Here is a 24,699-nt window from a genome sequence, read left to right as displayed (position 1 = left end):
AGCAGTTGGGGTTTTGTTTTGTCCGCAGGAAAGTATTCCTCCAGCTACAACACAAATTTGCACAGTTATTTTCGACTCATGACACTAGAATAGGTCCAACTTTTTCGGAGTCAGAGCCCTTATGTCAGATCCGGTTGACGCCCCCGGGCTGTCAGAATTACCGCTGGACGACTTGGTGGCGTGCCATGAGTGTGACTTGCTGATGCGCAAGCCCAAACTCGCCCATGGCGAGAAAGCCTTATGCCCACGCTGCGGTTACGAGCTCTACGCACATCGCCATAACGTGGTGCAGCGCAGTCTCGCGTTGGTCATCGCCGCTCTGTTGTTGTACATCCCGGCGAACTTTTTACCCATCATGCAACTCAATCTACTCGGGCAATCGTCGCAAGACACTGTCTGGACTGGCGTTGTCGGTCTGTTCGATACCGGCATGCAAGGCGTCTCGGTGATTGTGTTTCTGTGCAGCATGGGAATTCCGCTGCTCAAGCTGCTCTGCCAGTTAGCTGTACTGCTGAGCATTCGTTTTAATATCGGACGCAGTTACGGCTTGCTGCTCTACCGCATTTATCACCATCTACGTGACTGGGGGATGCTTGAGGTTTACCTCATGGGCGTACTGGTGGCGATCGTCAAACTGGCAGATATGGCAGCCATCACCGTAGGCCTTGGTTTGGCGTGTTTCATCAGTTTGTTGTTGGTTCAGGTCTGGCTTGAGGTTGTGATGTCACCTCATCAGATCTGGCAGGCTTTGTCAGGAGAGGATGCCCATGCGGGCGATTGATGCAGGCATTCTGATTTGCACCGAATGCCATGAATTGAACAAACAGGAAGCCGACACCGACGAGCAGACCTGCACCCGTTGCGGTGCGCTGGTGCACGCCCGTCGTCCGAACAGTCTGGTGCGTACCTGGGCGCTGCTGATAACCGGCGCGATTCTCTATATTCCGGCCAACGTGCTACCGATCATGACCGTCAGCTCATTAGGGCAGGGCGATCCCAGTACGATCATGTCCGGTGTCATCCAGCTGGTTCAGCACGGCATGATTCCTATCGCCGCCGTGGTTTTTATCGCCAGTATTCTGGTACCCACGTTCAAACTGGTGGGCATCGCGCTGCTGCTGTTTTCAGTACAACGCCGCCAGCCACTCTCGGCACGCCAGCGAATCTGGATGTACCGCTTTATCGAATTCATTGGCCGCTGGTCGATGCTGGACATCTTTGTAATCGCCATCCTGGTGGCGGTCGTGAATTTTGGACGGCTTGCCAGCGTCGAAGCCAATCTTGGCGCCATCGCCTTCGCCAGCGTGGTGATTCTGACGATGCTTGCCGCAGTTACTTTCGATCCCCGACTGATTTGGGATAACACGGAGTCGGACGACGACCATGACTGATTTGCCTACAGCTAAAACCCGACCGGCCTCGAACTGGTCTGCCATCTGGGTATTGCCCTTGATCGCCTTGATCATCGGCGGCTGGCTCGGCTGGCGTGCCTACAGCGAAACCGGCATCGAGATCCAGGTGCGTTTCGAAAGCGGTGAAGGCATTCAGGCCAACAAGACTGAAGTCGTCTATAAGGGCATGTCGGTCGGCAAGGTGAAAACCCTCAAGCTCGATGATGAAGGCAGCTCCAAAGGGGTGATCGCCACCGTCGAGATGAACAAGGACGTGGAGCAATACCTCAAGACCAGCACCCGTTTCTGGCTGGTCAAACCGAGCGTGACCCTGGCTGGTATCACCGGGCTGGAAACACTGGTGTCTGGCAACTACGTGGCCATCAGCCCCGGCGAAGGCGAGCCGACGCGCAAGTTCAAGGCCCTGGCCGAAGAGCCCCCGCTGTCAGACTCCCAACCCGGTCTGCACCTCACCATCAAGGCTGATCGTCTCGGTTCACTGAACCGTGGCAGCCCGGTGTTCTACAAGCAAATCAAAGTCGGACAGGTCAAAAGCTACTTGCTGTCGGAAGACCAAAGCACTGTAGAGCTCAAAGTCTTCATCGAGCCCACCTACGCCAATCTGGTGCGCAAACACACGCGTTTCTGGAACGCCAGCGGCATCAGCATCGACGCCAACCTGTCCGGCGTGAAAGTGCGCAGCGAATCGCTCGCCAGCATCGTCGCCGGCGGTATCGCGTTCGCCACACCGGAGAATCGCAAAGACAGTCCACCCACCGATCCAAGCCTGCCATTCCGTCTCTACGAGGACTTCGATGCCGCTGCTGCCGGTATTCGGGTCAAGGTCAAACTCAGCGATTTTGAAGGCCTGCAGGCCGGCCGTACACCGGTTATGTACAAAGGCATCCAGGTCGGCAACCTGAAAGCGCTGAAGGTCGATCCGGACCTGAATGCCGCCACAGCCGAATTGACCCTTGATCCACTGGCTGAAGATTACCTGGTCGAAGGCACTCAGTTCTGGGTGGTCAAACCGTCGATCTCCCTCGCGGGCATTACCGGACTGGAAGCCTTGGTAAAAGGTAACTACATCGCCGTGCGACCGGGTGACAAAGGGGCCGCGCCGCAGCGCGAGTTCGTGGCCAGGCCCAAGGCGCCACCGCTGGATCTACGTTCGCCCGGCCTGCACCTGGTGTTGTTCACCGAAAACCTGGGTTCGCTGGAGGTCGGCAGTCCGATTCTCTACAAGCAGGTCAAGGTCGGTTCTGTCCAGAGCTATCAGTTCTCCAAGAAGAAGAAACAACTGGTGATCGGTGTCCACATCGAGAAGGAATACGAAGGCCTGGTCAATGCGTCGACACGCTTCTGGAACGCCAGCGGCATCACGCTCACAGGCGGATTGACCGGCGGAATCCAGGTCAAAAGTGAATCGCTGCAAAGCCTGATGGCCGGCGGTATCGCTTTCGAAACCCCGCAAGCCAAAGCGCCGTTGCAGAAGCGAATTCCACGTTTCCGTTTGTTCGCCAACCATGAGGAGGCCAATCAGAAAGGCACCGTGGTCACGATCAAGGTCGATCGCGCCGATGGTTTGCGCAGCGGCACCCCCGTGAGATTCAAAGGCCTGGACGTCGGCAAGATTGAAGACGTCGACCTCAGTGATGACCTGCAATCGGTGATGCTCACCGCACGAATCACCGAAGTGCCGGAGCGCATTGCCCGGGTCGGCAGTCAGTTCTGGGTGGTCAAGCCTGAGCTGGGACTGATCAAGACTTCTAACCTGGAAACATTGGTCACCGGCCAATACATTGAAGTGCAGCCCGCGCCGAAGAACCTCGGCCCGCAGAAGAACTTCGTCGCCCTGGCCACTCCACCGGAATCGGCCAAACAGGAAGCCGGTTTGAGTCTGGTCCTGAGCGCCGCTCGCCGTGGTTCGTTGAAAACCGGCGTGCCGGTGACGTACCGCGAGGTCACCGTGGGCAAAGTGACGGGCTATGAGTTGGGCCAGACCGCTGACCGTGTGTTGGTGCACATTCTGATCGAGCCGAAGTACGCGCCATTGGTGCGCAGCGGCACGCGTTTCTGGAATACCAGCGGTTTTGGTTTCGACTACGGCTTGTTCAAAGGCGCGACGGTAAGAACTGAATCCCTGGAAACGCTGATTCAAGGCGGCATCGCCTTCGCCACCCCGGACGGCGATCGCATGGGCAGCCCGGCGCGGCCTGAGCAGACATTCCCGCTGTTCGACAAGTTTGAGGATGAGTGGCTGACCTGGGCGCCGAAGATTTCACTCGGCAAGTAGTCTATCGGCGTCAGGGATGACGCCTTCGCGGGCAAGCCCGCTCCCGCAGGGATTCATGGTGTTGCATAAACTGCATTAACACCGCAAATCCTGTGGGAGCGGGCTTGCTCCGGGCGGCGATCCGACGAAGAGGCCCTGAAGGCCACTACAAATCCCCCGCCATGAAAAAAGGCCGCGATCCATTGGATCGCGGCCTTTTTTATTACCTTCAATCAAGCATCAAACCGCATCCAGCTCCGGCTCATCCGCTTCAACGTTAACCACAGCTTTCACCTCATCATGCCGGCGGATGTACTTCCAGTCGGCCTCATCGATGTAGATCCCGTTCGGTCCGCTGCCACCTTCCAAGTCAATCGCCACACTGGCGCAGACCTGCGGCTTCACACTCGCCAGGATCGGCACGAAGCCCAGTTGCAGGCTGGTTTCCAGCAATGCTGCCTGGTTCTTTTCGTCGATGTCCGCCGCCTCGTCGAGGTAGTACGGCAGACGCACGCGACCGGCCTGGTCGCGGTCCATCAAGTGCAGCAACAAGTACATGTTGGTCAGCGCCTTGATGGTCATCGTGGTGCCGTTGGACGCCGCGCCGTCGATGTCGGTATGGATCACCGGTTGGCCGTTGACCTTGGTGATCTCGAACGCCAACTCGAACAAGTCCTTGAGACCGAGCTGGTTGTGGTTCGCTGCCACCAGACGCGCCAGATACTCCTTGGCTTCTTCGTTCTTGTTGTCCTGATCAGCGCTTTGGCTCAGGTCGAACACCGAAAGGGTTTCGCCTTCTTCGTACTGACCGGCGCTGTGAATGATCTGGTCGATGTGCTTGAGCGCTTCCTTGTTCGGCGCGAGCACGATGCGGAAGCTCTGCAGGTTGGAGACCTGACGCTTGTTGATCTCGCGGTTGAACAGCGCCAGTTGATGCTCAAGGCTGTCGTAGTCGCTGCGGATGTTGCGCAGGGTCCGGGCGATGTCGGTGACCGCAGCACGACGCGCCTTGCCAAGGGTCAGGGCCTCGTCGGTGCGGTGCGCATACGCGTTGATCAGCAGTTGCAGGCGACGCTCCATATCGTCTTCGCTGTCGAACTTGGCCACACCTTTGAGGCGCACCTGAGCGTACAGCGCTTCGATCTGACCATCGCTGCGCTGCAAGCCCTGCCAGCTATCCTGATAGTCGTTGAGCAGCGGCAAGAGGTTGTCCATGGAATCGTCGATCGGGTCCATGAACGGCGTGCCGAACGGCATGTCAGCCGGCAGCAACTGACGACGGCGTAGGGCATCGTCGAGGGTGCGTTGCTTGGCTTCCATGTCGCCGATCTGCCGGCCAACCAGTTGCAGCTTGGCCGACAGTTGCTGGACGCGCTCGGTGAAGGCGTCGCTGGAACGCTTCAATTCTTCCTGAGCCGCTTCCATTTGCGCCAATTGCTCAAGCTTGTCGTCTTCCTCGGCGCTCAGGGTTTGCGCGCGACGGAAATCTTCCAGGGCTTTCTGCGCATCCAGTACTTGCTGATACAGCGCTTCGGTCTGGGTCTTGCTCGCGGCGCGGTCGGCGACCACGGCCGCTTGGGTTTTCAGTTGCTTGAGTTCTTTTTCCAGACGCTCTTTCTGATCGCGCAATGCGGCACGGTCAGCCAGGGCTTGCAGCGCTGGGGGCTCGATGTGCGAGATGTCGATGGACAGGCCCGGCACGTCGAAACGCTCACCTTTGAAGCCATCGAGGATCAGCTCCAAAGATTTGACCCACTTGCCGTCCTCGTCCAGCGTAATGCCGTGCTCACCCAGCGGCAGGCTGAACAGCGCACTGTTGAACAGACGCATCAGACGCTCGACGTCCTGTTGCGAGAACTCCTCGCGCAGACGGGCGTAGCTGTTGTTGTCGGCATGATCGAGTTGCTGCTTCACCGACTTCAGACGTTTTTCCAGATCCCGCAAGCGCTCTTCCAGATCTTCGGCAGAGAACTGCCGCGACTGGGCCAGCGCACCGGCTAGCTCATCGTGCGCGTCCTTGGCCGCGAGCAGTTGTTGCTCCAGCACTTTGACGTCTGTGACCAAAGCGAAGCGATGCTTAAGCACCGACAACTCGCCCAGCCAGCGCTGGATGCCAGTGATTTCCCGCTCCAGACGCATCAGCTCCTGAGTGCCGCCGCGCTGATCGTTTTGCAACGCGTCCTGCTCGTTGCGGTAGTGCTCGGCCTGAATCGTCAGCTCTTCCTTGCGCGCACTGGCGTAGTCCGACCAGGTGCCAAGCAACGAATCGAGCAGCGGCGAGCTCCGGTGCAGTTTGCCGCGCAGGATATTGCGCTGGGTCACGCCTGCTGCGAGGGCTTCAACCAACGGGCCGGCGGTGACCAGCGAGTTGTAGTCCTGCTCCATGCGTCGTACATCGCGGAACGCTTCTTCGCACGCGGCGATGTAATCGACGCTGCCGGAACGCAGGCTGTGTTCGAAGGCGTCGAGGAACAGCTGCTTGAGCTTGGCCGCAGTGATTTCGCGCATGTGCAGCAGGTTGATGAACAGCGCGCGGAAGGTCTTCAGGCTCTGCTCGCTGGTGGAGCGCAGCGGAATCAGCGTCAGGTCCAGCGGGATCGAGGTGTGACCACCGACCAGCAAACGGCGCAGTTCATCCGGCTTGAGTTCGTAGGCTTTCAGGCCTTCGCGCTCAAGGTTGGTGAACAGCTCTTTCTGGCGCAGGCAGGTGTCGTTTTTCTGGTAATGCGCCAGATCCAGTTTGCCGGCGTAGGCAAAGAACTGGTGACCGAAGCCACCGCCCGGGCCGCGACCGACCACGCCGATCACGTGCGGACCGTGGGGCAGCGAGACTTCGACCAGGATGTAGCTGGTGTCCGAGGCGAAGTAGAAACGTCGGGATTGTTCCAGGCTGTACTTGCCGAAACTCATGTCCGACATGCGCGCCAGAATCGGGAACTGCAACGCGTTGATCGACGCGGATTTACCGAGGTTGTTCGCGCCGTAAACCGACAACGGTTCTTCCAGCGGAAACAGGCCGAGGCTGTAACCGGCGGTGTTCAAAAGGGCAAAGCGGCGAATGCCGTAGCGTTCCTTGCTCATGCGTCGGTCTCCTGTTCTTCGGCAATGGCGCGGGCCATGGCGTCTTCTTCGCTCTCTACCTCAAATTCTCTGAGATCCAGCGGGTCATCGGTTTGCAGCAGCTTTTCATCGCTGTCGTCATCGATCAGTACCGGAACCGGCAGCGGCAAGACGCTGTGCAGGCTGGCTGCCAGATCGCGGTCCTGCTGAACAGACAGGCAGACATCAAGGAAACGATGCATCGGCGGCAGGAAACGGTAGATGCCGTTTTCTTCGCCGGCAAAACCGAGCTGAGTCATGCGGCGCATGATTTTTTCTTCGAGTTCTTCGACGGTCTGTACTTCGGCCTGGATGAACAGGTCGCGGTACTTTTCCAGCAACGACGGCAATTCATCGCGGCCGAGGCTGCCACCGTCGAGCACGGCGACCGGGTCGCGGCCCTGGTCGGCCAGATGCTCAACGAGGATGAAGGTGAACAGCGCCAGGCGTTGCGCAGTCTTATTCACCGCCGCTGCAGCGAGGTCCGGCACAAAGTAATAGAAACCACGGGTGTCGCAGACCAACTCATAGCCCAGCGCCCTGAACAGCGTGCGGTACTGGTCCTGGAAGTTCGACAGTTGCGCGTACAGCTCCGGGTCGCGGCGGCTGACGTGGTAACCCTTGAACAGCTCGCGAAAGATCGGCGCGAGTTGGGACAGTTCGGATAGATCAAGATGCATGTGAGTTGCTCGCAGAATCCTCGGCGGCGCTGTCGCGGGCCGAGAGCAGGGCGAAGGAGCGCAGGCTGACCTGGTGCTCATGAGTGTGGTAATCGCGGCGTTCCAGACGCTCGCGCTTGAAGCGTTTTTCCCGCGACAGTCGCGAGAACCAGTAAAGCAATTCGTCGGTCGCGCCGTCCGGTTCCTGCTCCAGCAACCAGGTCATCAGGTCCGGCATCGGCAAGGCGTCTTCGCAGCGTTCGAGCATTTCGCGAACAGTGCGTGGCGCACGCGGTGGTTCGCCTTTCTGGGTTTTGTGGGCCTTGGGAAAACGCGCCGGTTTTGGTTCGAAACGGGCCAGCGCGTACACATAGGCTTCGACCTGACTGGCGCTGCCGAGGAAGGTGCTTTGCGGGCGTGTGAACATCGGCATCGCCGCTTGCGGCACCGCATCGATGCCTTTGCGACGGATGGCCGACAAGGCCAGCGCCGCGCCACGGGTCACGGCGTTGTGACGGCGGGCTTCTTCACGCAGCGGCAGCAGCAATTCACGGGCGTGACGCAGGGTCAACTGGGCGCTGGTCTGCATTTCGAGGATGCGCGCGTGGGTACGTAGCAGCATGTCGTCGTCGACCAGATGGCCAAGGCGCTGCTGCTCGGTGAGCATTTTCAGCAAAACGTTCTCGACCTTGCGCACGCCTTGTTCGAAGGCGCCGTCGGCGTTCACCAGCTGAATCATCGGCTCGACGTATTCGTCCCAGGTCGCCAGCACTTCGGCGTAACGCTGGCGCAGCGGGATTTGCCGGTCGCTGGTCTTGGCGCGTTCGGCGACGGCCACCAGGGCCTGTTCGTCGTTGGCGAGTTTCTTCAGAACGTCGCGTACGCGCATGTCGAGCAGGCGCAATTGACGCGCAAGATCGTGGCCGTCGCGGATGTCGAAGGCGTCCTGGATGTAACCGGCCAGGCGTTCGAGATGGCGCAAATAGGCTTCGATTTCCAGGCACAGGCCCAGACGGTGCTCACGGCGCAGGTAAGCGAGGAAGTCGTGGATCTGCGCGTTGAGCTCGAAACGGTTCGGGCTTTTCGCCACGGGAACCAGAATGTCGAGGCGGATCCAAACGTCCAGCAGGCTGGTGATGTCCTGCGGCGTACTGTCCAGTTGCTGGGCGGCCAACTGTGAACGCAGTTCGTTGAGGCTCAAGGTGCCCTGGTCGAAGTGCTCGCACAGTGGCTCCAGAAGTGCCCAGTGTTCAGCGAGGGCGCGCAAGACGCGCTTGGGTTCGATCATCGGAATGGCCGGCTGGTTGGCGATTAAAAGCCGCGATTGTACTGCATCGGGACCGATGCGATTCACTCTCGGGACGGGCTGTAGTTGTTTCTAAGGGAAAGAGTATCGATCAAGCGCGGGCGATCTTGAGCGAAGGGCGGTAGAATCAGCACACTTTAGTTATCCACAAGTGGCCGACCTTTGCTAATCGAGTCCCGTCGCCGCGCCTATTTGACCGCCATGCAGGTGGTCAACTGGCTGCCGCGCACCGAATTGCCCTTTGCCGCGCCCTCGCGTCCCGAGTTGCTGGAGATCCCGGAGCCGCTGATCGTCGCGCCTGTGGTGCCGGTCTCTGCGCCAGCGCCTGCCGCCAACGCCGCCGCTGCGCCGGTAGTGACGCCGACGGAGCGGGTCAAGATCGAAGTGCCGCGGCCCTCGTTGGCCAGCACGCGCACGAACGCCAAGGTCGAAGAAGAGACCGCGCCGATCGTGGTCAAGGCGCCGGTCGTGCCGCCACCGCGTTTTTCCCTGCAATTGCTGCGCGCCGGTCGTTGCTTGCTGCTGGTCGAGTTACCCACAGGCGAAACGTTCCAGACCCGCGACCCCGCCTATCTATTGCTCAAGGACATGCTGCGGGCCGCCGGTCTGCCGGACAGCCCGCAGATCATCGGCGAACCGGTACGCTGGCCGCTGCTGGCCCGGGGCACCATGGATCAGGGCCCCGAGGCCGCTCGGGATTTCGTGCAAGGTTTCCTTTCGGCCCGACTGGAAGACGCTCCGTGCGTCTGCGTCTGGCTGATCGGCTTGCCGGCCGTGCGTTTTGCCGGTGAGGCGAATGCCGAATCCTTCAACCGCGAACTCCAGGTCGAAGGCCTGGGCTCGGTCTGGGCCCTGCCGGGCCTGGAATTATTAATGGAAGAGCCACAGCGTAAGGCTGATGTCTGGCAAGCCATGCGTCGGCTGATGGCGCGCTGGAAAGAATCGAATGAGTGACGCTGTATCGTTTCGCCCGATGACCGAGGCGGACCTGGACGCTGTACTGAAAATCGAATACGCGGCGTATAGCCATCCCTGGACCCGCGGGATTTTTCTGGATGGGCTGGGCAAGTACCAGATCTGGCTGATGTTCGAAGGGCAGCAGCAGGTCGGTCATGGTGTGGTGCAGATCATTCTTGATGAAGCGCACCTGCTGAACATCACCGTAAAACCGGAGAATCAGGGCCGTGGGCTGGGTTTGACGCTGCTGGAGCATTTGATGTCCCGGGCGTATGACGCCAAGGCGCGGGAGTGTTTCCTGGAAGTGCGCGACAGTAATCGTGGCGCGTTTCGGTTGTATGAGCGGTATGGGTTTAACGAGATCGGGCGGCGTCGGGACTACTACCCGGCGGTTGGCGGGCGTGAAGATGCCGTGGTCATGGCCTGCACTCTCGTCGATTGAGAGATTTTAAGAGCTTCGTCGGAACGCCGCCCGGAGCAAGCCCGCTCCCACAGTGGATCTGCGTCAAACTCAAATGTTGTGTTCGACATAAATCTACTGTGGGAGCGGGCTTGCTCGCGAAGGCGGCCTTACAGGCGCTAGAGATTCAACGATTACCATCCATCGGATCCCGCCGCGCCAATTCCTCCTCATCCAGCCCATTACCCCCGCCAATATCGTCTTCATCGACAATACTCAGATCCCAATCCGCCTGATCGCCTTCACCGGCTTCGTGAGCATCCCGCGCGCCGTCTTCACGAATCAACGTTTCCGGACTCATGTCATCGTCGGTAGACTCATGGTCGTCGGTCGAAGCGCCTGTCATGCCTGCTTCCCGCACACGTTCCCGAGGCATCAGGCGCTCGCGCTCGGTTTCCGGCAGTTCGTCGCCGATTTTTGCGCTGGGCTCTTCCTCGTCGAAATCCAGTTCATGCATCGAACCCATGCGGTCTTCGTTGTCATCGATGGGCTCGGGTTGCACCGCATCGTACGGACGTCGTGAATCAGTCATGGCAATTCCTCATACTGTGGGCCTTACTAGGGTGGACCCACTGAACTCCTGAGAATTCCACCGGCCAAACTTGCATCAAGCGCGTGACCCCGACGGGCGGTTGTCTGTCAAACCAGCGCATCATTCTTGAGGCTTTACAGCATGAACGAATTACAAGATCTGATTGATAACAACGAACGCTGGGCTGAAGCGATCAAACAGGAAGATCCGGACTTCTTCTCCAAGCTGGCCCGCCAACAGACGCCGGAATACTTGTGGATTGGCTGTTCCGACGCCCGGGTGCCTGCCAACGAGATTGTCGGCATGCTGCCCGGCGACCTGTTCGTCCACCGTAACGTGGCCAACGTGGTGCTGCACACCGACCTCAATTGCCTGTCGGTGATTCAGTACGCGGTCGATGTGCTCAAGGTCAAACACATCCTCGTCACGGGCCACTACGGTTGCGGCGGTGTACGCGCTTCGATGCAGGATCGCCAGCTGGGCCTGATCGACGGCTGGCTGCGCTCGATTCGTGACCTCTATTACGAAAAGCGCGAAGAACTGGCCGAGTTGCCGACCGAAGAAGAACGGGTCGACCGTCTCTGCGAGCTCAACGTGATCCAGCAAGTGGCTAACGTCGGCCACACCAGCATTGTGCAAAATGCCTGGCATCGCGGGCAGAACCTGTCGATCCACGGTTGCATCTATGGCATCAAGGACGGTCGCTGGAAAAGCCTGAACACGACGATCAGCGGTTTTGAGCAATTGCCTCCGCAGTACCGACTGCGTCCGGTCGAGACGCTGTAAAGCCGTTCAACAGAGGCTGCGCCGACGCCAGTGGTGGTAAAACAACTGGCCGTCGGCGTTTGGCGATTCGTCGTAGCCGCAGATCCAGCCTCGACAATCCGGGGACCCGCACTGACAGGCGAACTGGCACAGCAGTTTGTCTTCGGTAGCGGCGTAATCCATCGTCAGATTGTCGCCTTTGCGGATGTCCTTCAGTGCCCACAACCACAGTTCGCTCATGTCGAAAAAGACGTTGGGGTCGCAGGAGTGCCGCAGCAGTCCGCTGAAGCGTGGGTCGTAAACGTGGATGCCAGGCGCCAGTTGCCGGGTATGCCGATGGCGATAAGGCAGGAGATGCCCCGACACGCGGCAGAGTCGGCTGATCCGTGGGAAATCGCGCAGAGCCGCAACGGCCACCGCCGATCCATCGGCGTTGTAGAGGATTTCGAAATCGCTCCGGGAGGGAAATCCAAGGCTCAGTGGAAGCTCCGGGAATGGATAGATTCCATCGGGAGGTTGCGCAACGGTCCCGTGCGGGGGATGAGGTTTCATAACGATCCTTGTCGGCAGCGCGTTGCGACTTCCAAAGCTGACGATCCTGTCAGCCCTGCAACACAGGGGGTTACCTCAAGATCTCGCAAATGAAACGAGGGGTCTACTGTCAGAACTGACAGGGGATAAGTGCGCTTTTGCACGTCAGCCATCGCTGACGCACAAAAGTGCAGGACAACTACAGCGCTGGCACAGGAATCGCCGTGGCAGTCGCCGGGGCTTGCAGCTGTTTGAGCTGGGACTGGATCGGCGTGGACGCGCACTTGGCTACGGCTTGTTCCGGTGTCAGGTTGCGGATCGAGGTGTAGAACAGCTCGCAGGTTTTTTCTTTCTGCGTCACTTGCCACGTCTGCGTGCAGCTTTTCAGCTGAACGGTAGGGTCGGTCCCGGGTTTGCTGCCCATGCCGGCCTGCCAGCAGGCGGCACTCAAGTCCTGGCCCATGACTTTCAGGCCCGCAGCGTCGGCTTGGGCCTGAGCGTCGTCGCCGGTGTAGCTTTCCGGGTTGGCGGCGTACCAGATGTAGCTCGGGTGGTTGGAACCCAGCACCGGCACTTTCAATCCCGCGCTCGGGCTGATCGTGGCCAGACCCAGCACATTGACGGTCGGCCCGTATTGCTGCTTGATCCAGTTACGCACCGGCGCGCCGAACGCGACCATCGGCAACGCGGCACCGCGGGCGTTCTGGCTGACTTCCTTGACCATGGTGGTCTGGTAGTCCTGGAAGTAGCCGTAGACGCCTTCCAGATCCTTGCCTGCACTGGCCGGCGCCGCAATCGGCGCGATATCGATGATGGTCTGGTAGCCCGGTGTCTGATCGGCGGGGATACCGTTGTCCGTCAGCAGCGTGGCCCAGCGATCCGTGGTGGCGGACCGCAGGTAATCCTGGGCCTGCGTCAGGGAGTAGTCCGGCGGGAAATGCAGCAGTTCAACGCTCTTGCGGTTTTCCAGGGCCATGCCCAGTGGCAGGAACAGACTCCAGCTGTAAGCCCATTTTCCATCAATGTTGAGTTTTTTGGCACCGGTGTAGGCCAGATCACCGGCGTTGAGCAGCGCTGCCAACGGCTTTTCATAGCCCTTTGGTACGCCGCTGATGTCGGCGTAAAGCTGATCGTTATCGGTTTTGACCCGTACTTTCGCGGTGCTGTAGCCGTCGCGCTGCACGCTTTGGGTCAGGTAGTGCTCGACAGTCTGCTCAAGCGTCCAGTTACGGAAACAGATTACGTTGCAGTTGTTGGGGTACGCGAACAGCCGCGTGACGCGTTCGGTGCTACCCAGTTTCAGATCGACATTGGCGTGGGCGGCGGCGCTCAGGGTGAGAGCCGCGAGGGTAAGTCCTGTCAGTTTGAACATGCTCAGATCCTTTTCAGCGTGGGACCGCGTTGATCGCGGGCGATAGTTACTTAAGCAGATCGGCCGGCAATCGCTCACCTGAACATCAAATGAGTCAGGTGATACTCCGGGAAATACATCCGGCACACGAAGATGACGCCGACCATCACCAGCAAAAACACCAGCTGCAACGGACTGAAGTGCGCCCAATGCAGCGCCGTCAGCCATGGACGCCGAGCAACGAGCTCAGGGTCGAGCTGACCGATACGGCGCTTGTGCACGAGACCGATCAGCATGAAACCGACATAAGTCGCCATGCCCGGCCAACCCAACACAAACCCGAACAGCAGCGTGAGGACGGCTTGCGGAACACCGTGTCGCATCACCAGCCAGCGGGTATCGGGGTTCCAGTGGCGGGGGACCAGGCCTTCGGTCAGCCACATATCCTGGACAATGAAATGCGCGGAGTACGGCACCCACCAGCTCATGGCGGATCGGAAGAGCCAGACCGGAACGCAAGCGAATACCAACGGGATGAATATCATCGGGATGCTGATGCTGAAGCCCTTGGATTTGTACTCGGTCGGGAAATAAAACAAAAACAGCGCCAGTGCGATACCCGCCCAGACACGCACCCAGCTTTCATCGGTGACGGGGCGCGGCAGGAAACGTCGCCAGTGGAAAACATCGGCGTGGGGCAACCGCAAGCGCAATTCCGGATAACGCCACTTAAGGGTGTGCGCGAGGTCATGACAAGCCTGCCATTCTTTTTGGCCAAAGCCGTCGATCATTTTCTTCTGCTGCCGGGGCTTCATCGGGTTCATCAGCAAATGCGCGGCCTGAACGTCAGCGGCCCAGGTCCGGCTGTCTTGCGCCTTGGCCCGCAGGCTTTCGTAGAAACTTTCCTGGTTGCAGCGCTCGATCAGTGCTTCCCAGAGCGATGCCGGTTCCGGATGAATGCCTTTTTTATCGTCCCAGCCAAACACCTGCCCGACGCGGTCGAACAGCGGCAGGCTCCATTGGGTGTCGTTGAACAGTTGCAGGAGGATTCGCTGCCACTCCTGGCGTCGATCGAACACCTGCAGCCAGGGTTGTGCGGTGTAATTTTTGAGTTGGGTAAGAAATTCCCGCTCTTCGTCGCCTTCGAGTAATTCCTGCAACGACTGCCGATAATCCTGCAGAAGTCCGCTGGCCAGCGCGTCTCGTTGCCAGTCGGTCATTTCGACGTGTTGCCAGGGCGCGAGCCAATCGAGGTGTTGGACCGCCCAGGCGGCAATCGAATTGCGCAGGCCCGGGTGATCGAAGCACAGCGCCAGCAACAACCGCTCAAACGCCTGGGCACAGTGCTGTTGTTGCGCCTGCGCCCAGCGCTCGGACAGGTTTTGCGCCGAGAGCCCGTCGAGCAATGCGCGCGCTATCAGTTCGTCCCGTGCTGTAACCGGTTCTTGCAGAAGCTCAGGATTGGAGGGTGCAAGGTTCAGTGAGCGAAGAGGAGGCGGACTTTCAATGCTCAGCGGATGCAGTTCGAGCACATCGGACCACGCCTGAAGGTTGGCGTGATTCGGCGGTTCGACGACGTCGGCTTCAGGTTCTTCTGCGGCGTATTCGGCCCGCCATTGCGCAACATCCAGCGCTCGCTCATAGGCTTCGCGCAAACGCTGAAAGCCTTCCGGATCTTCATCAGGCCGGAAGGTTTTCAGCAGTCGGGCATAGCTTCGCTTGATGGTGCGCGCGTCGGCATCTTCGGGCAGTTCAAGTACAGACCAGCAATCCATGTGGCCGCTCCTTACTGCCAGAGGCCGTTGTCCAGCGTGCCCAGTTGCCGGGTCAGTTCGCTGCGCGCTTCACGGATCCGGCGATCGTCCTGGGAATCAAGCACGTGCTGAAACTGTTTGGCCCAATGACCGATCTGCTCACGCATCTGCCCCAGGCTTTCCTGATAGAGACGCTCAAGACGTGCGGTCAACACCGTGTTGACCTGCTGATCGCGCGGATGAATCTTCAACAGCGCCAGGCCCTCGAGTCGCTGCTGAATCTCCTCGGGTGTAAGCACGCCGGGATTGTTTTCGATGACCAGTGAATGCTTGTCGCCCGTCAGCGGAATGACCACCTGAGCTTCGAGCAAACCGTTGTTGTCGTAGGTGAAGCGCACGTCGAGGGCGACTTCGCCGGCCTTGCGTTTCGGCACTTTGATGTCCAGTTCGCCCAGCGCGACGTTGTCTTTGACCAGGCGGCTTTCGCCCTGAAAGATCTTCAGCAGCACGTGCTCCTGATTGTCTTGCAGGGTGTATACGGTTTTCACTCGGCTCACCGGCACGATGCTGTTGCGCTCAATGATCGGCAGGTAGTGACCGCTTTCGTATTGCTGGCCGATCTGGGTCGAAGTCTCGATGCCCAAGGTGTAGGAGCAGACGTCCGTCAGCACCACTTCTTCCAGGGCTGCGGAGCGAGCTTTCAACGCCGCTTGAATGGCCGCACCGTGGGCCACGACTTCGTCCGGATCGAGACTGATCGAAGGGAAGCGCCCAAACAGGCCGGCCGCCAGTTTGCGAACCAGTGGCATGCGCGTCGTACCGCCCACCAGCAGGATTTCATCGAGATCACTGACCCGAATCCGCGCATCTCTGAGGGCCCGCTCAATCGGTGTGCGCAGGCGTTCGAGCAACGGCGTATAGAGCGTGGCCAATTGTTGTTGGGTGATGGTTTGCGTCCATTGCTGGCCGTCGACCCGCAGGCTGAATTCGGCGCTGCCGTCCTGGCCCAGGGCTTTGCGCACGCGCTCGGCCTCGCGACGCAACGGCTGGATGATGCTGGTGCGGTCAGGAAAGTTGTCGGTGTTGCGATGGTGTTCGACAAAGTGCTCAAGCAGCACGCTGTCGAAATCTTCGCCGCCCAGGAAATTGTCGCCGGCGCTGGCGCGTACTTCCATGACCCCGTCGAAGAGCTCCAGGATCGACACGTCGAAGGTACCGCCACCGAGGTCGAAAACCAGGAAAGAGGTTTCCTTGCCCCGTTGATGCAGCCCATAGGCCAGGGCTGCCGCGGTCGGCTCGTTGATCAGTTTTTCAACCTTCAGACCCGCCAGTTCACCGGCAATGCGCGTGGCCTTGCGCTGGGCATCGCTGAAGTAGGCCGGTACGCTGATCACCGCTTCATGCACGGTTTCACCGAAGGCCCGTTCGACATCTTCCTTCAGGCTTTTGAGCACCAGCGCCGAAAGCTCCTCGGGGCGGAATGACCTGTCTCCCAGACGCACTTCCGTGGCGCTGCCCATGTGTCGCTTGAACAGCGAAGCGGTCTGGCGCGGATGGGTGTGCAAACGCTCGCGGGCGGCCTGGCCCACCAATACGCGGCCCTGATCATCGAGACCGACCACGCTTGGGGTGAGGAACTGACCCAAGGCATTGGGCACCAACTCGCTGGTCTCCCCACGCCAAACGGCAACGAGGCTGTTGGTGGTCCCCAGGTCAATCCCTACGATCATTGCGATGAACTCCCTTTCCGGCCTGCAAAAAGTTGAAACAGATAATATTCGCGCAAGGATATTACCGGAGCAGCGGGGCGGTAAAGGAAAGTAGTGGCACAGAGCTATTATTTGCGACGAGGCGCAGTTTGGCCCTTAGGCATAGGACAACTGTTTTGAATACAACCGGGTTTTAATGTGGGAGCGGGCTTGCTCGCGAAAGCGGTGTATCAGTCACTAATGATGTGACTGTCACACCGCTTTCGCGAGCAAGCCCGCTCCCACAGTAGTTTTGTGGTGATTGTCAGGTTGGGATTAAGGCATCACCGGCGGCGTATACGTCAGCGTCGTCCCTAACGCCCACAGCAGAAACAGCACCAGCGGCGTGTGCACCAGCAGTTGCACGAACGAAAAGCCGATCAGATCCCGCGCCTTCAACCCGAGCACGCCCAGCAGCGGCAGCATGTAGAACGGGTTGATCAGGTTCGGCAGGGCTTCCGCCGCGTTGTAGATCTGTACGGCCCAACCCAGGTGGTAGTTCAGGTCGGTGGCCACTTGCATGACGTACGGCGCTTCGATGATCCACTTGCCACCGCCGGACGGGATGAAGAATCCGAGAATCGCCGAGTACACGCCCATCAGCAGCGCATAGGTGTCGTGGGACGCAATGCTGACGAAGAAGGTCGAGATGTGGTGGGCCAGGGTTTGCGCGTCAGTGCCTTTGACCGTGGTCATCAGCGCGGCGATCGAGCCGTACAGTGGAAACTGGATCAGCACGCCGGTGGTGGTCGGCACGGCTCGGGCCACGGCATCGAGGAAGCTGCGCGGACGCCAGTGCAGCAGCGCGCCGAGCATGATGAACAGGAAGTTGTAAGTGTTCAGGCCCGAGATCGCGCTGATCGCCGGTTTGGTCGAAAACTCGTGGAACAGCCATCCCGCCGCCAGCAGCACCAGCAGGATCGTCAGCAGCGGACTGTGTTCCAGCCATTCGCCGGGACGGGTGCGCGGTTGCAGCGGTGGCAGGTTGAAGCTGGGGTCGATGCCGCAGGCTTCGGCATCGCGGGCTGTTTTCGGCCCCGGCGCGGTGGCGTAGGCAATGATCAGCGAGATTACTATCAGGGCCAGCAACATGACGCCGGATTGCCAGAGAAAGATCGTTTGAGTGAACGGAATGACACCGGTGATCGAAAGAATCGACGGCGGCAGGCTGGCCGGGTTCGCCTGCAATTGCGCGGCGGACGACGACAGGCCCAAGGCCCACACGGCGCCAAGGCCCAGATAGGCCGCAGCACCGGCGGCGCGGTAGTCCATTTTCAGATCAGTGCGGCGGGCGAGGGCACGCACCAGCAGACCGCCGAATACCAGCGACAAGCCCCAGTTCAGCAGTGACGCAACCATGGAAATCAACGCGACCCAGGCCACGGCCGAACGCCCGTTTTTCGGGATCCGGGCCAGGCGGTCGATGAGTTTCACCGCGGGCGGGGAGCTGGCGACCACATAACCGCCGATCACCACGAACGCCATCTGCATGGTGAACGGGATCAGGCTCCAGAAACCGTCACCAAACGCCATCGCCGCATCGGTGGGTTTGGCGCCCATGAACAGGGTGGCCACTGTGACGATGATCACCGCCAACGCAGCAAATACCCAGGAGTCGGGGAACCAGCGTTCGGCAAAACTTGAACAGCGCAGGGCAAAGCGGGCGGAGCGGGTATCTTCGATATCAGCGGCCACGGGAGTACCTCGAATTTTTATGTTTATTGTGGTCTTTGGGGCGGCAAAGGCCCGTCTGGACAGGTGCCAACAGTAAATCAATCAGTCATATTTTGTGACGAAGATTAACCGGCCTGAGACTTTGGTCTAACGGGTTGTCCGTGGGCGCATTTGCGTAGACCATGGGCGCCTTGGTTTTTTGCCCGTGCCAGAGTTCTTTTCATGACTGCCAACACCGATTCGCGCCCGGCGCCGTTCAGCCGCTCGGACTACAAGACCCTTGGCCTGGCGGCCCTTGGCGGCGCGCTGGAAATCTACGACTTCATCATTTTTGTATTTTTCGCGCTGACCCTCAGCCAGCTGTTCTTCCCGCCGGACATGCCCGAGTGGCTGCGCTTGCTGCAAAGCTTCGGGATCTTCGTGACGGGTTATCTGGCGCGTCCATTGGGCGGCATTCTGATGGCGCATTTCGCCGACCGGCTGGGGCGCAAGAAGGTCTTCAGTCTGAGCATCCTGATGATGGCGCTGCCGTGCCTGCTGATCGGGATCATGCCGACCTACGCCCAGATCGGCTATTTCGCCCCGCTTTTGCTGTTGGCCCTGCGAGTTTTGCAAGGCGCGGCGGTCGGCGGTGAAGTGCCGAGTGCCTGGGTGTTCGTCGCCGAGCACGCGCCAGCCGGGCATCGCGGTTATGCCCTGGGTTTCCTGCAGGCCGGGCTGACCTTTGGCTACCTGATCGGCGCCCTGACGGCGACCTTCCTGGCGCAGGCGTTTACCCCGGCGGAAATCCTCGATTACGCCTGGCGTTATCCGTTCCTGCTGGGCGGCGTGTTCGGGGTGATCGGCGTCTGGCTACGCCGTTGGCTCAGCGAAACTCCGGTGTTCATGGCCATGCAAGCCCAGCGCGATGCCACCGTCGAGCTGCCGTTGCGCACCGTGTTGCGTGAACATCGTCTGGCGATATTGCCGGCGATGATCCTCACCTGCGTGCTGACATCGGCGGTGGTGGTGTTCGTCGTCATCACCCCGACCATGATGCAGAAAACCTTCGGCATGACCGCCAGCCATACTTTTGCCTTGAGTGCCCTGGGCATTGTGTTCCTGAATATCGGCTGCGTACTCGCCGGGCTGCTGGTCGATCGCATTGGTGCCTGGCGCACGGTCATGCTTTATAGCCTGCTGCTGCCGCTGGGTATCGGCGTGCTTTATACGTGCCTGATCATCGGCGGTAGCTGGATCGGCTTGGCGTACGCGATTGCCGGTCTCGGTTGCGGGGTGGTCGGCGCGGTGCCGTCGGTGATGGTCAGCCTGTTTCCGGCGCGGATTCGCGTCTCGGGGATTTCCTTCACCTACAACATTGCCTACGCGGCATGGGCAAGCATCACACCGCTGTTGCTGATCGGTCTGATGCCGTGGAGCCCGTGGATTTGCGTGATCTTCAGCGCGGTAATGGGCGCGATCGGCGTGAGCAGCGCGGCGTATTTCGGTGCACGGATGCCACGGGTTGAACATTGTCCGGCCGCCGGCACGGCATGAATGAAAGACCTGGCAGGCGTGCCGCAACTATTTTTGTAGGACAACCCTGAAACACACTTCAGAAAACATCCGCAAGGCCGATGGTTAGGCTGCATGCCGCCTTCTATCCCTGTCCATCGGTGCTTTCCATGTTCAACAAACGCTTGAAGCAGGAGCTGTCGGCTCTTCGCGAAGAACTCTCCAGCCTTCAGCAAGTGAAGGAAAGTCTGGAAAGCGAGATGCTGGTCCTGACCCTCGATCCTGAAGGGCGGATTCAATCGGTCAACCAGAACTTCCTCGGCGAGATGCTCTACAAGAGCAGCGACCTGATGGGCCGGCACATCGAAGACATCGTCCCGGTTCATGTGAAATCGGACGAATTCCATCACCGCTTCAAGGCTGCGCTGACCCGTGGCGAGCACTTTGCCGGCGCCGTGCGTTTGCTGCGTGGTAATGGCCAGGAAGCCTGGCTGCGCTCTATCGCGCAACCGGTGCGGTCTTCGGATGGTCGGATCAAGCACTTCTCGATTTACTCCAGCGACCTGACCCGCACCATCGAGGCGTCCCGCGAGCATGAGAACCTGATCGGCGCCCTGGTGCGTTCGACGGCGGTCATCGAGTTTGATCTCAATGGCAACGTGCTGGCGGCCAACGAGCGCTTCCTCAGCGGCATGGGTTGCAGCCTGGCGCAGATCAAAGGCAAGCATCACCGTACATTCTGCGAACCCGAGGAATACAACAGCGCGGAATATCAGAATTTCTGGCGCCGCCTGAACGCCGGCGAGTTCGTGGCTGGCCGGTTCAAGCGTGTGGACAGCCACGGTCGTGTGGTCTGGCTGGAGGCGTCCTATAACCCGGTGGTCGACGCCAACAACACACTCTACAAAGTGGTGAAATTTGCCACGGTGATTACCGATCAAGTCAATCAAGAGCAGGCGGTCGCCGAAGCGGCCAACATCGCCTACAGCACCTCCCAGCAAACCGATCAAAGCGCCCAGCGCGGTACCGCCGTGGTGACTCAGGCCGTGGACGTGATGCGTGACCTCGCCCGGCACATGCAGACCGCCGGCGAAGGCATCGAAGCGCTGAACGAGCAATCGCTGGTGATTGGCACCATCGTCAAAACCATCAGCGGCATTGCCGAACAGACCAACCTGCTGGCGCTTAACGCGGCGATTGAAGCGGCGCGCGCCGGTGAGCAGGGCCGGGGTTTTGCCGTGGTCGCGGACGAAGTCCGGCAACTGGCTTCGCGCACCAGCCAGGCCACCGATGAAATCGTTGGCGTGGTGCGCCAGAACCAGGACATGGCGCGCAATGCCGTGGCCCTGATGACCGACGGTCAGCTTCAGGCTGAACAAGGCCTGGCACTGGCGGCGGAGGCGGGCACGGTGATCGTCGAGATCCAGGACGGCGCGCAGAAAGTGGTGAACGCGGTCGGGCAGTTTGCCAATCAACTGGCGACTTGATCACTGACCTCCTGGTGGAAATCGCTACAATCGGCGTTTTCCCCAGGAGCAGCCCTCATGAGCGTTTCTCACCGCCGTCCGGTTCCCTTGTCCAAGGCTTATCGCCTGCTCAATCACGGGCCGACCGTGCTGGTCAGTGCGGCCCATGACGGCCAGCGCAACATCATGGCCGCCGCGTGGGCCATGCCGCTGGACTTCGACCCGCCGAAAATCGCCGTGGTGCTGGACAAGTCCACCTGGACCCGACAACTGCTGGAAGCGTCGGGAACCTTCGTGTTGAACGTTCCCTGCGCGGCCCAGGCCGATATCGCCCAGACCGTTGGCTCGACGTCGGGCCTGGAACTGACTCAGGGCCAGGGTATGGACAAGTTTCAGGTGTATGGCCTGCAGACGTTCAACGGTGAGTTGATCGGCGCACCGATGCTTGAAGGTTGCGTCGCATGGCTGGAGTGCCGACTCCTGCCGGAGCCCAGCAATCATCAGCAGTACGACCTGTTCGTGGCCGAGGTGATTGCCGCCCAGGCCGATGAGCGCGTCTTCAGTGAGGGCCGTTGGCACTTTGAAGGGCACGATGCACTGCGCACCTTGCACCACGTGGCGGGCGGGCATTTCCTGACGATCGGCGACCCGGTTGACGGCAAGACCTTGCAGCCGTAAACCGGCAGCCTTTCAGACCCAGACGTCATTCTGCGCCGTGCGTTCGCCGCCCTCGCTGCCCGTGTTCAGCACACCCTTGGGCTCGATCAGCAGCAGTTTCACTTCATGCACGGCAGAGGGTTTGTGCTCGACACCCTTTGGTACCACGTACATTTCGCCTGCGTTTATCAGAACGTGGCCATCGCGAAAGTCGATGCGCAACTGCCCTTCGAGCACGATGAAGGTTTCGTCGGTATCCAAGTGATCGTGCCAAATGAAATCCCCCAGCAGTTTCACCACTTTGAACTGGTAGTCGTTCATCTCGGCGATGACCCGAGGGCTCCAGTGCGAGTCGATCCGGGCAATTTTTTCAGCGAAGTTCAGGCTTTGGTAGGCGTTCATGAAACGAGCTCTCGTGGTTGATTGTGAATCCACGATAACCAGCACAACAGCAGGCTTCTTGTACGATTGTGCGTGGCTCAGCCGCTGTGCATTTTCATCCAGCGGGCGGGTGACAGGCCGTAGGTCTTGCTGAATTGCCGGGTCATGTGGCTCTGATCGGTGAAGCCGGCGATCAGCGCGGCACTGACCAGAGACTGGCCCTGGATCAGCAGTGCGCGGACCAGGTCCAGGCGGCGCATGGTCAGGTATCGATACGGGCTGGTGCCGAACAACAGGCGAAAATCACGCGAAAGGCTCCAGCGATCCCGGCCGCTGTGTTGCGCCAGTTCTTCCAGGGTCACGGTGCGATCCAGGGCGCTGTGGATAAACTCCCGCGCACGTTCTGCCGCCACGTAGTCGAAACTCTGGCGTTTGCCGCGCGTGCCGGAGACGCTGCTCAAGGCGTGTGCCAGATCGAACAGTGCGTCCTGTTCTTCCAATGGATCGAGCGGGCAATCCAGGCTTCTCAGCAGCACGTCGGTGGCGGCGAACAGGCGTGGGTCATTCGATAATCCGGTCTTGATGAACGGCAGCGGTTGCCCGCCGAGTATCTGCTGGATCAGCGCCGGCTCGATGTACATCATTCGGTATTTGAAACCGGCTTCGGTGCCGGCCTCGCCATCGTGGACTTCGTCAGGATGCAGCACCAGCGTCCCGCCCGGCAGACTGTGGCGCCAGCCGCCGCGGTACTGAAAACTCTGCACGCCGGCCAGAGTCCGGCCGATCGCATAGGAGTCATGGCGGTGAAGGTCATAGCCGTGGCCGGCAAAAAACGCCTCGAAACGCTGAACCCTGCCCACGTCGGGCGCGCGGTGGAACCAATCGATGGGAGGTGTGTGCCTGGCCATGGTGTCGTTGTCTTGAACTCAATAGGGAACACGTTAACCCAGGGACCGGCCACCTGTCTGCTGGCCGACAAAAGCCCTTGGGCTTGTGGAAAACCGCCTACAAATGTAGCAAGGTATCGAGCATTCTTTGCAGCCTGAAAGCGCGTCGTGCGCGGCTACGTATGATCGTTCGTCGAGGTGTCTGGTATGAGCAAACTGCGGGTAGGGATTATTTTTGGTGGTCGTTCGGCAGAGCACGAAGTGTCGCTACAGTCGGCGAAAAACATTGTCGATGCGCTGGATCGGTCGCGCTTCGAACCAGTGCTGATCGGTATCGACAAGCAAGGCCATTGGCACCTCAACGACCCCTCGAACTTCCTGCTCAATCAGGAAAACCCGGCCCTGATCGCCCTCAACCAGTCCAACCGGGAACTGGCCGTGGTGCCGGGCAAAACCAGTCAGCAATTGGTGGAAACCTCCAGTCAGGAACTGCTGGGTCACGTCGATGTGATCTTCCCTATCGTGCACGGCACGCTGGGTGAAGATGGTTGCCTGCAAGGCTTGCTGCGCATGGCGGATTTGCCCTTTGTCGGCTCCGACGTGCTCGGTTCGGCGGTGTGCATGGACAAGGACATCAGCAAGCGACTGCTGCGTGACGCCGGGATTGCGGTCACACCGTTCGTGACGTTGACCCGCGCCAGCGCCGCGCGTACCGGGTTCGCCGAGGTCCAGGACAAACTCGGCCTGCCGCTGTTCGTAAAACCGGCGAACCAGGGCTCGTCCGTGGGCGTCAGCAAGGTCAACGACGAAATTGAGTACACGGCGGCAGTGGAGCTGGCCCTGGGTTTCGATGAAAAAGTATTGATCGAATCCGCCGTCAGCGGCCGCGAGATCGAGTGCGCCGTACTCGGTAACGAGGATGCCATCGCCAGCGGTTGTGGCGAGATTGTGGTGCGCAGTGGCTTCTATTCCTACGACAGCAAATACATCGACGCTCAAGCGGCAGAGGTCGTGGTGCCGGCCAACATCAGCCGCGAAGCCAGCGAGCGCATCCGTGCCTTGGCGGTCGAGGCGTTTCAAGTGCTGGGCTGCTCCGGGTTGGCGCGGGTCGATGTGTTCCTGACCGACAGCGGCGAAGTGCTGATCAACGAAATCAACTCGTTGCCCGGCTTCACCCGCATCAGCATGTACCCCAAACTCTGGCAAGCCACAGGCATGACGTACAGCGAGCTGGTCAGCCGCTTGATCGACCTGGCGCTGGAGAAGCACAAGGCACGGCAAGCGCTGAAGATCACTCGCTGAGCGGCGCGCG

Annotated in this window: 21 protein-coding genes and 1 pseudogene; 11 read left to right on the top strand and 11 right to left on the bottom strand. The window is 59.9% G+C overall.

All coding sequences use genetic code 11. The features are described 5' to 3' along the window. Positions 1 to 121: 121 nt before the first annotated feature. The 3 genes from ACA072_RS24505 to ACA072_RS24495 are packed head-to-tail and all read left to right on the top strand — an operon-like array spanning position 122 to position 3,687. The gene (locus ACA072_RS24505; protein ID WP_497621145.1) at positions 122 to 781 is read left to right on the top strand and encodes a paraquat-inducible protein A; all 660 of its coding nucleotides are present in this window, start codon (positions 122 to 124) and stop codon (positions 779 to 781) included. Further along, entirely contained in the window at positions 768 to 1,391 is a 624-nt protein-coding gene (locus tag ACA072_RS24500) for a paraquat-inducible protein A (protein ID WP_109634854.1), read from the top strand. The genes ACA072_RS24505 and ACA072_RS24500 overlap by 14 nt, the downstream gene beginning before the upstream one ends. After that, positions 1,384 to 3,687 carry a PqiB family protein gene (locus ACA072_RS24495; protein ID WP_497621143.1) on the top strand — a complete coding sequence of 768 codons (2,304 nt, stop codon included), beginning with the start codon at positions 1,384 to 1,386 and terminating at the stop codon, positions 3,685 to 3,687. Before ACA072_RS24500 ends, ACA072_RS24495 begins: the two co-directional genes overlap by 8 nt. 219 nt (positions 3,688 to 3,906) lie before the next feature. Here ACA072_RS24495 and mksF read toward each other — a convergent pair whose 3' ends face one another. Genes mksF through mksB form a run of 3 tightly spaced genes read right to left on the bottom strand, consistent with a single transcriptional unit; the run spans position 3,907 to position 8,712 of the window. Then, positions 3,907 to 6,747 carry an Mks condensin complex protein MksF gene (gene mksF, locus ACA072_RS24490; RefSeq protein ID WP_497621141.1) on the bottom strand — a complete coding sequence of 947 codons (2,841 nt, stop codon included), beginning with the start codon at positions 6,745 to 6,747 and terminating at the stop codon, positions 3,907 to 3,909. Beyond that, positions 6,744 to 7,445, bottom strand: coding sequence for an Mks condensin complex protein MksE (gene mksE, locus ACA072_RS24485; protein WP_497621139.1), 702 nt, complete (start codon positions 7,443 to 7,445; stop codon positions 6,744 to 6,746). Before mksE ends, mksF begins: the two co-directional genes overlap by 4 nt. Next, entirely contained in the window at positions 7,435 to 8,712 is a 1,278-nt protein-coding gene (gene mksB / locus ACA072_RS24480) for an Mks condensin complex protein MksB (RefSeq protein WP_497621138.1), read from the bottom strand. The genes mksE and mksB overlap by 11 nt, the downstream gene beginning before the upstream one ends. 219 nt (positions 8,713 to 8,931) lie before the next feature. Between mksB and ACA072_RS24475 the strand changes: the two genes are divergently transcribed. Together ACA072_RS24475 and rimI are read left to right on the top strand one after the other, a co-directional pair. Beyond that, positions 8,932 to 9,684 (top strand): energy transducer TonB, encoded by a 753-nt coding sequence (locus ACA072_RS24475; RefSeq protein WP_497625042.1) that lies wholly within the window; start codon positions 8,932 to 8,934, stop codon positions 9,682 to 9,684. Further along, on the top strand, positions 9,677 to 10,129 hold the full coding sequence (gene rimI, locus ACA072_RS24470; RefSeq protein ID WP_201120507.1) for a ribosomal protein S18-alanine N-acetyltransferase: 453 nt from the start codon (positions 9,677 to 9,679) through the stop codon (positions 10,127 to 10,129). Before ACA072_RS24475 ends, rimI begins: the two co-directional genes overlap by 8 nt. Before the next feature lie 145 nt (positions 10,130 to 10,274). On the opposite strand, the gene ACA072_RS24465 is transcribed toward rimI, so the two are convergent. Next, positions 10,275 to 10,679, bottom strand: a complete 405-nt coding sequence (locus ACA072_RS24465; RefSeq protein WP_497621137.1) for a serine kinase/phosphatase — start codon at positions 10,677 to 10,679, stop codon at positions 10,275 to 10,277. A gap of 141 nt (positions 10,680 to 10,820) precedes the next feature. Here ACA072_RS24465 and can point away from each other — a divergent pair, with 141 nt between their 5' ends. Then, entirely contained in the window at positions 10,821 to 11,465 is a 645-nt protein-coding gene (gene can, locus ACA072_RS24460; RefSeq protein ID WP_131063236.1) for a carbonate dehydratase, read from the top strand. Between the two features lie 6 nt (positions 11,466 to 11,471). Here can and ACA072_RS24455 read toward each other — a convergent pair whose 3' ends face one another. From ACA072_RS24455 to ACA072_RS24435, 5 genes are all read right to left on the bottom strand, one after another. Continuing rightward, entirely contained in the window at positions 11,472 to 11,996 is a 525-nt protein-coding gene (locus tag ACA072_RS24455) for an SET domain-containing protein-lysine N-methyltransferase (protein WP_497621136.1), read from the bottom strand. Positions 11,997 to 12,174: 178 nt separating this feature from the next. Next, the gene (locus tag ACA072_RS24450) at positions 12,175 to 13,347 is read right to left on the bottom strand and encodes a hypothetical protein (RefSeq protein WP_497621135.1); all 1,173 of its coding nucleotides are present in this window, start codon (positions 13,345 to 13,347) and stop codon (positions 12,175 to 12,177) included. Between the two features lie 74 nt (positions 13,348 to 13,421). Continuing rightward, the gene (locus tag ACA072_RS24445) at positions 13,422 to 15,101 is read right to left on the bottom strand and encodes a J domain-containing protein (RefSeq protein WP_497621133.1); all 1,680 of its coding nucleotides are present in this window, start codon (positions 15,099 to 15,101) and stop codon (positions 13,422 to 13,424) included. Between the two features lie 11 nt (positions 15,102 to 15,112). Next, the gene (locus ACA072_RS24440) at positions 15,113 to 16,810 is read right to left on the bottom strand and encodes a molecular chaperone HscC (RefSeq protein WP_497621131.1); all 1,698 of its coding nucleotides are present in this window, start codon (positions 16,808 to 16,810) and stop codon (positions 15,113 to 15,115) included. Between the two features lie 294 nt (positions 16,811 to 17,104). Further along, complete coding sequence (locus ACA072_RS24435; protein ID WP_109634832.1) at positions 17,105 to 18,523, bottom strand: short-chain fatty acid transporter; 1,419 nt, start codon at positions 18,521 to 18,523, stop codon at positions 17,105 to 17,107. Positions 18,524 to 18,724: 201 nt separating this feature from the next. On the opposite strand from ACA072_RS24435, the gene ACA072_RS24430 reads away from it, so the two are divergent. The 4 genes and pseudogenes from ACA072_RS24430 to ACA072_RS24415 all read left to right on the top strand — a co-directional run bounded on the left by ACA072_RS24430 (position 18,725) and on the right by ACA072_RS24415 (position 22,140). After that, a complete protein-coding gene (locus ACA072_RS24430) occupies positions 18,725 to 20,038 on the top strand; it encodes an MFS transporter (RefSeq protein ID WP_497621129.1) in 1,314 nt (437 codons plus the stop codon). Between the two features lie 80 nt (positions 20,039 to 20,118). Continuing rightward, positions 20,119 to 20,943 (top strand): annotated as a pseudogene (locus tag ACA072_RS24425) (PAS domain-containing protein); the annotation flags it as partial. Further along, complete coding sequence (locus tag ACA072_RS24420) at positions 20,923 to 21,483, top strand: methyl-accepting chemotaxis protein (RefSeq protein ID WP_438657686.1); 561 nt, start codon at positions 20,923 to 20,925, stop codon at positions 21,481 to 21,483. The pseudogene ACA072_RS24425 and the gene ACA072_RS24420, both read left to right, overlap by 21 nt. A gap of 57 nt (positions 21,484 to 21,540) precedes the next feature. Then, positions 21,541 to 22,140 carry a flavin reductase family protein gene (locus ACA072_RS24415; RefSeq protein WP_497621127.1) on the top strand — a complete coding sequence of 200 codons (600 nt, stop codon included), beginning with the start codon at positions 21,541 to 21,543 and terminating at the stop codon, positions 22,138 to 22,140. A 12-nt stretch (positions 22,141 to 22,152) separates the two neighbouring features. Here ACA072_RS24415 and ACA072_RS24410 read toward each other — a convergent pair whose 3' ends face one another. Both ACA072_RS24410 and ACA072_RS24405 read right to left on the bottom strand, forming a co-directional pair. Further along, positions 22,153 to 22,521 carry a cupin domain-containing protein gene (locus tag ACA072_RS24410; RefSeq protein ID WP_497621125.1) on the bottom strand — a complete coding sequence of 123 codons (369 nt, stop codon included), beginning with the start codon at positions 22,519 to 22,521 and terminating at the stop codon, positions 22,153 to 22,155. A 77-nt stretch (positions 22,522 to 22,598) separates the two neighbouring features. Beyond that, the gene (locus ACA072_RS24405; RefSeq protein WP_497621124.1) at positions 22,599 to 23,408 is read right to left on the bottom strand and encodes an AraC family transcriptional regulator; all 810 of its coding nucleotides are present in this window, start codon (positions 23,406 to 23,408) and stop codon (positions 22,599 to 22,601) included. A 186-nt stretch (positions 23,409 to 23,594) separates the two neighbouring features. Between ACA072_RS24405 and ddlA the strand changes: the two genes are divergently transcribed. Beyond that, positions 23,595 to 24,689, top strand: coding sequence for a D-alanine--D-alanine ligase (gene ddlA / locus ACA072_RS24400; protein ID WP_497621123.1), 1,095 nt, complete (start codon positions 23,595 to 23,597; stop codon positions 24,687 to 24,689). The last annotated feature ends 10 nt before the right edge of the window (positions 24,690 to 24,699 follow it).

This window comes from Pseudomonas sp. LBUM1656 (assembly GCF_059716065.1).
This window is presented reverse-complemented; position numbering and strand designations above follow the sequence as displayed.

What these genes read in the sequence shown, in the direction of transcription:
- ACA072_RS24505 (WP_497621145.1), top strand. Translation starts at nt 122, where the DNA reads ATGTCAGATCCGGTTGACGCCCCCGGGCTGTCAGAATTACCGCTGGAC.
- ACA072_RS24500 (WP_109634854.1), top strand. Translation starts at nt 768, where the DNA reads ATGCGGGCGATTGATGCAGGCATTCTGATTTGCACCGAATGCCATGAA.
- ACA072_RS24495 (WP_497621143.1), top strand. Translation starts at nt 1,384, where the DNA reads ATGACTGATTTGCCTACAGCTAAAACCCGACCGGCCTCGAACTGGTCT.
- mksF (WP_497621141.1), bottom strand. Translation starts at nt 6,747, where the DNA reads ATGAGCAAGGAACGCTACGGCATTCGCCGCTTTGCCCTTTTGAACACC.
- mksE (WP_497621139.1), bottom strand. Translation starts at nt 7,445, where the DNA reads ATGCATCTTGATCTATCCGAACTGTCCCAACTCGCGCCGATCTTTCGC.
- mksB (WP_497621138.1), bottom strand. Translation starts at nt 8,712, where the DNA reads ATGATCGAACCCAAGCGCGTCTTGCGCGCCCTCGCTGAACACTGGGCA.
- ACA072_RS24475 (WP_497625042.1), top strand. Translation starts at nt 8,932, where the DNA reads ATGCAGGTGGTCAACTGGCTGCCGCGCACCGAATTGCCCTTTGCCGCG.
- rimI (WP_201120507.1), top strand. Translation starts at nt 9,677, where the DNA reads ATGAGTGACGCTGTATCGTTTCGCCCGATGACCGAGGCGGACCTGGAC.
- ACA072_RS24465 (WP_497621137.1), bottom strand. Translation starts at nt 10,679, where the DNA reads ATGACTGATTCACGACGTCCGTACGATGCGGTGCAACCCGAGCCCATC.
- can (WP_131063236.1), top strand. Translation starts at nt 10,821, where the DNA reads ATGAACGAATTACAAGATCTGATTGATAACAACGAACGCTGGGCTGAA.
- ACA072_RS24455 (WP_497621136.1), bottom strand. Translation starts at nt 11,996, where the DNA reads ATGAAACCTCATCCCCCGCACGGGACCGTTGCGCAACCTCCCGATGGA.
- ACA072_RS24450 (WP_497621135.1), bottom strand. Translation starts at nt 13,347, where the DNA reads ATGTTCAAACTGACAGGACTTACCCTCGCGGCTCTCACCCTGAGCGCC.
- ACA072_RS24445 (WP_497621133.1), bottom strand. Translation starts at nt 15,101, where the DNA reads ATGGATTGCTGGTCTGTACTTGAACTGCCCGAAGATGCCGACGCGCGC.
- ACA072_RS24440 (WP_497621131.1), bottom strand. Translation starts at nt 16,810, where the DNA reads ATGATCGTAGGGATTGACCTGGGGACCACCAACAGCCTCGTTGCCGTT.
- ACA072_RS24430 (WP_497621129.1), top strand. Translation starts at nt 18,725, where the DNA reads ATGACTGCCAACACCGATTCGCGCCCGGCGCCGTTCAGCCGCTCGGAC.
- ACA072_RS24415 (WP_497621127.1), top strand. Translation starts at nt 21,541, where the DNA reads ATGAGCGTTTCTCACCGCCGTCCGGTTCCCTTGTCCAAGGCTTATCGC.
- ACA072_RS24410 (WP_497621125.1), bottom strand. Translation starts at nt 22,521, where the DNA reads ATGAACGCCTACCAAAGCCTGAACTTCGCTGAAAAAATTGCCCGGATC.
- ACA072_RS24405 (WP_497621124.1), bottom strand. Translation starts at nt 23,408, where the DNA reads ATGGCCAGGCACACACCTCCCATCGATTGGTTCCACCGCGCGCCCGAC.
- ddlA (WP_497621123.1), top strand. Translation starts at nt 23,595, where the DNA reads ATGAGCAAACTGCGGGTAGGGATTATTTTTGGTGGTCGTTCGGCAGAG.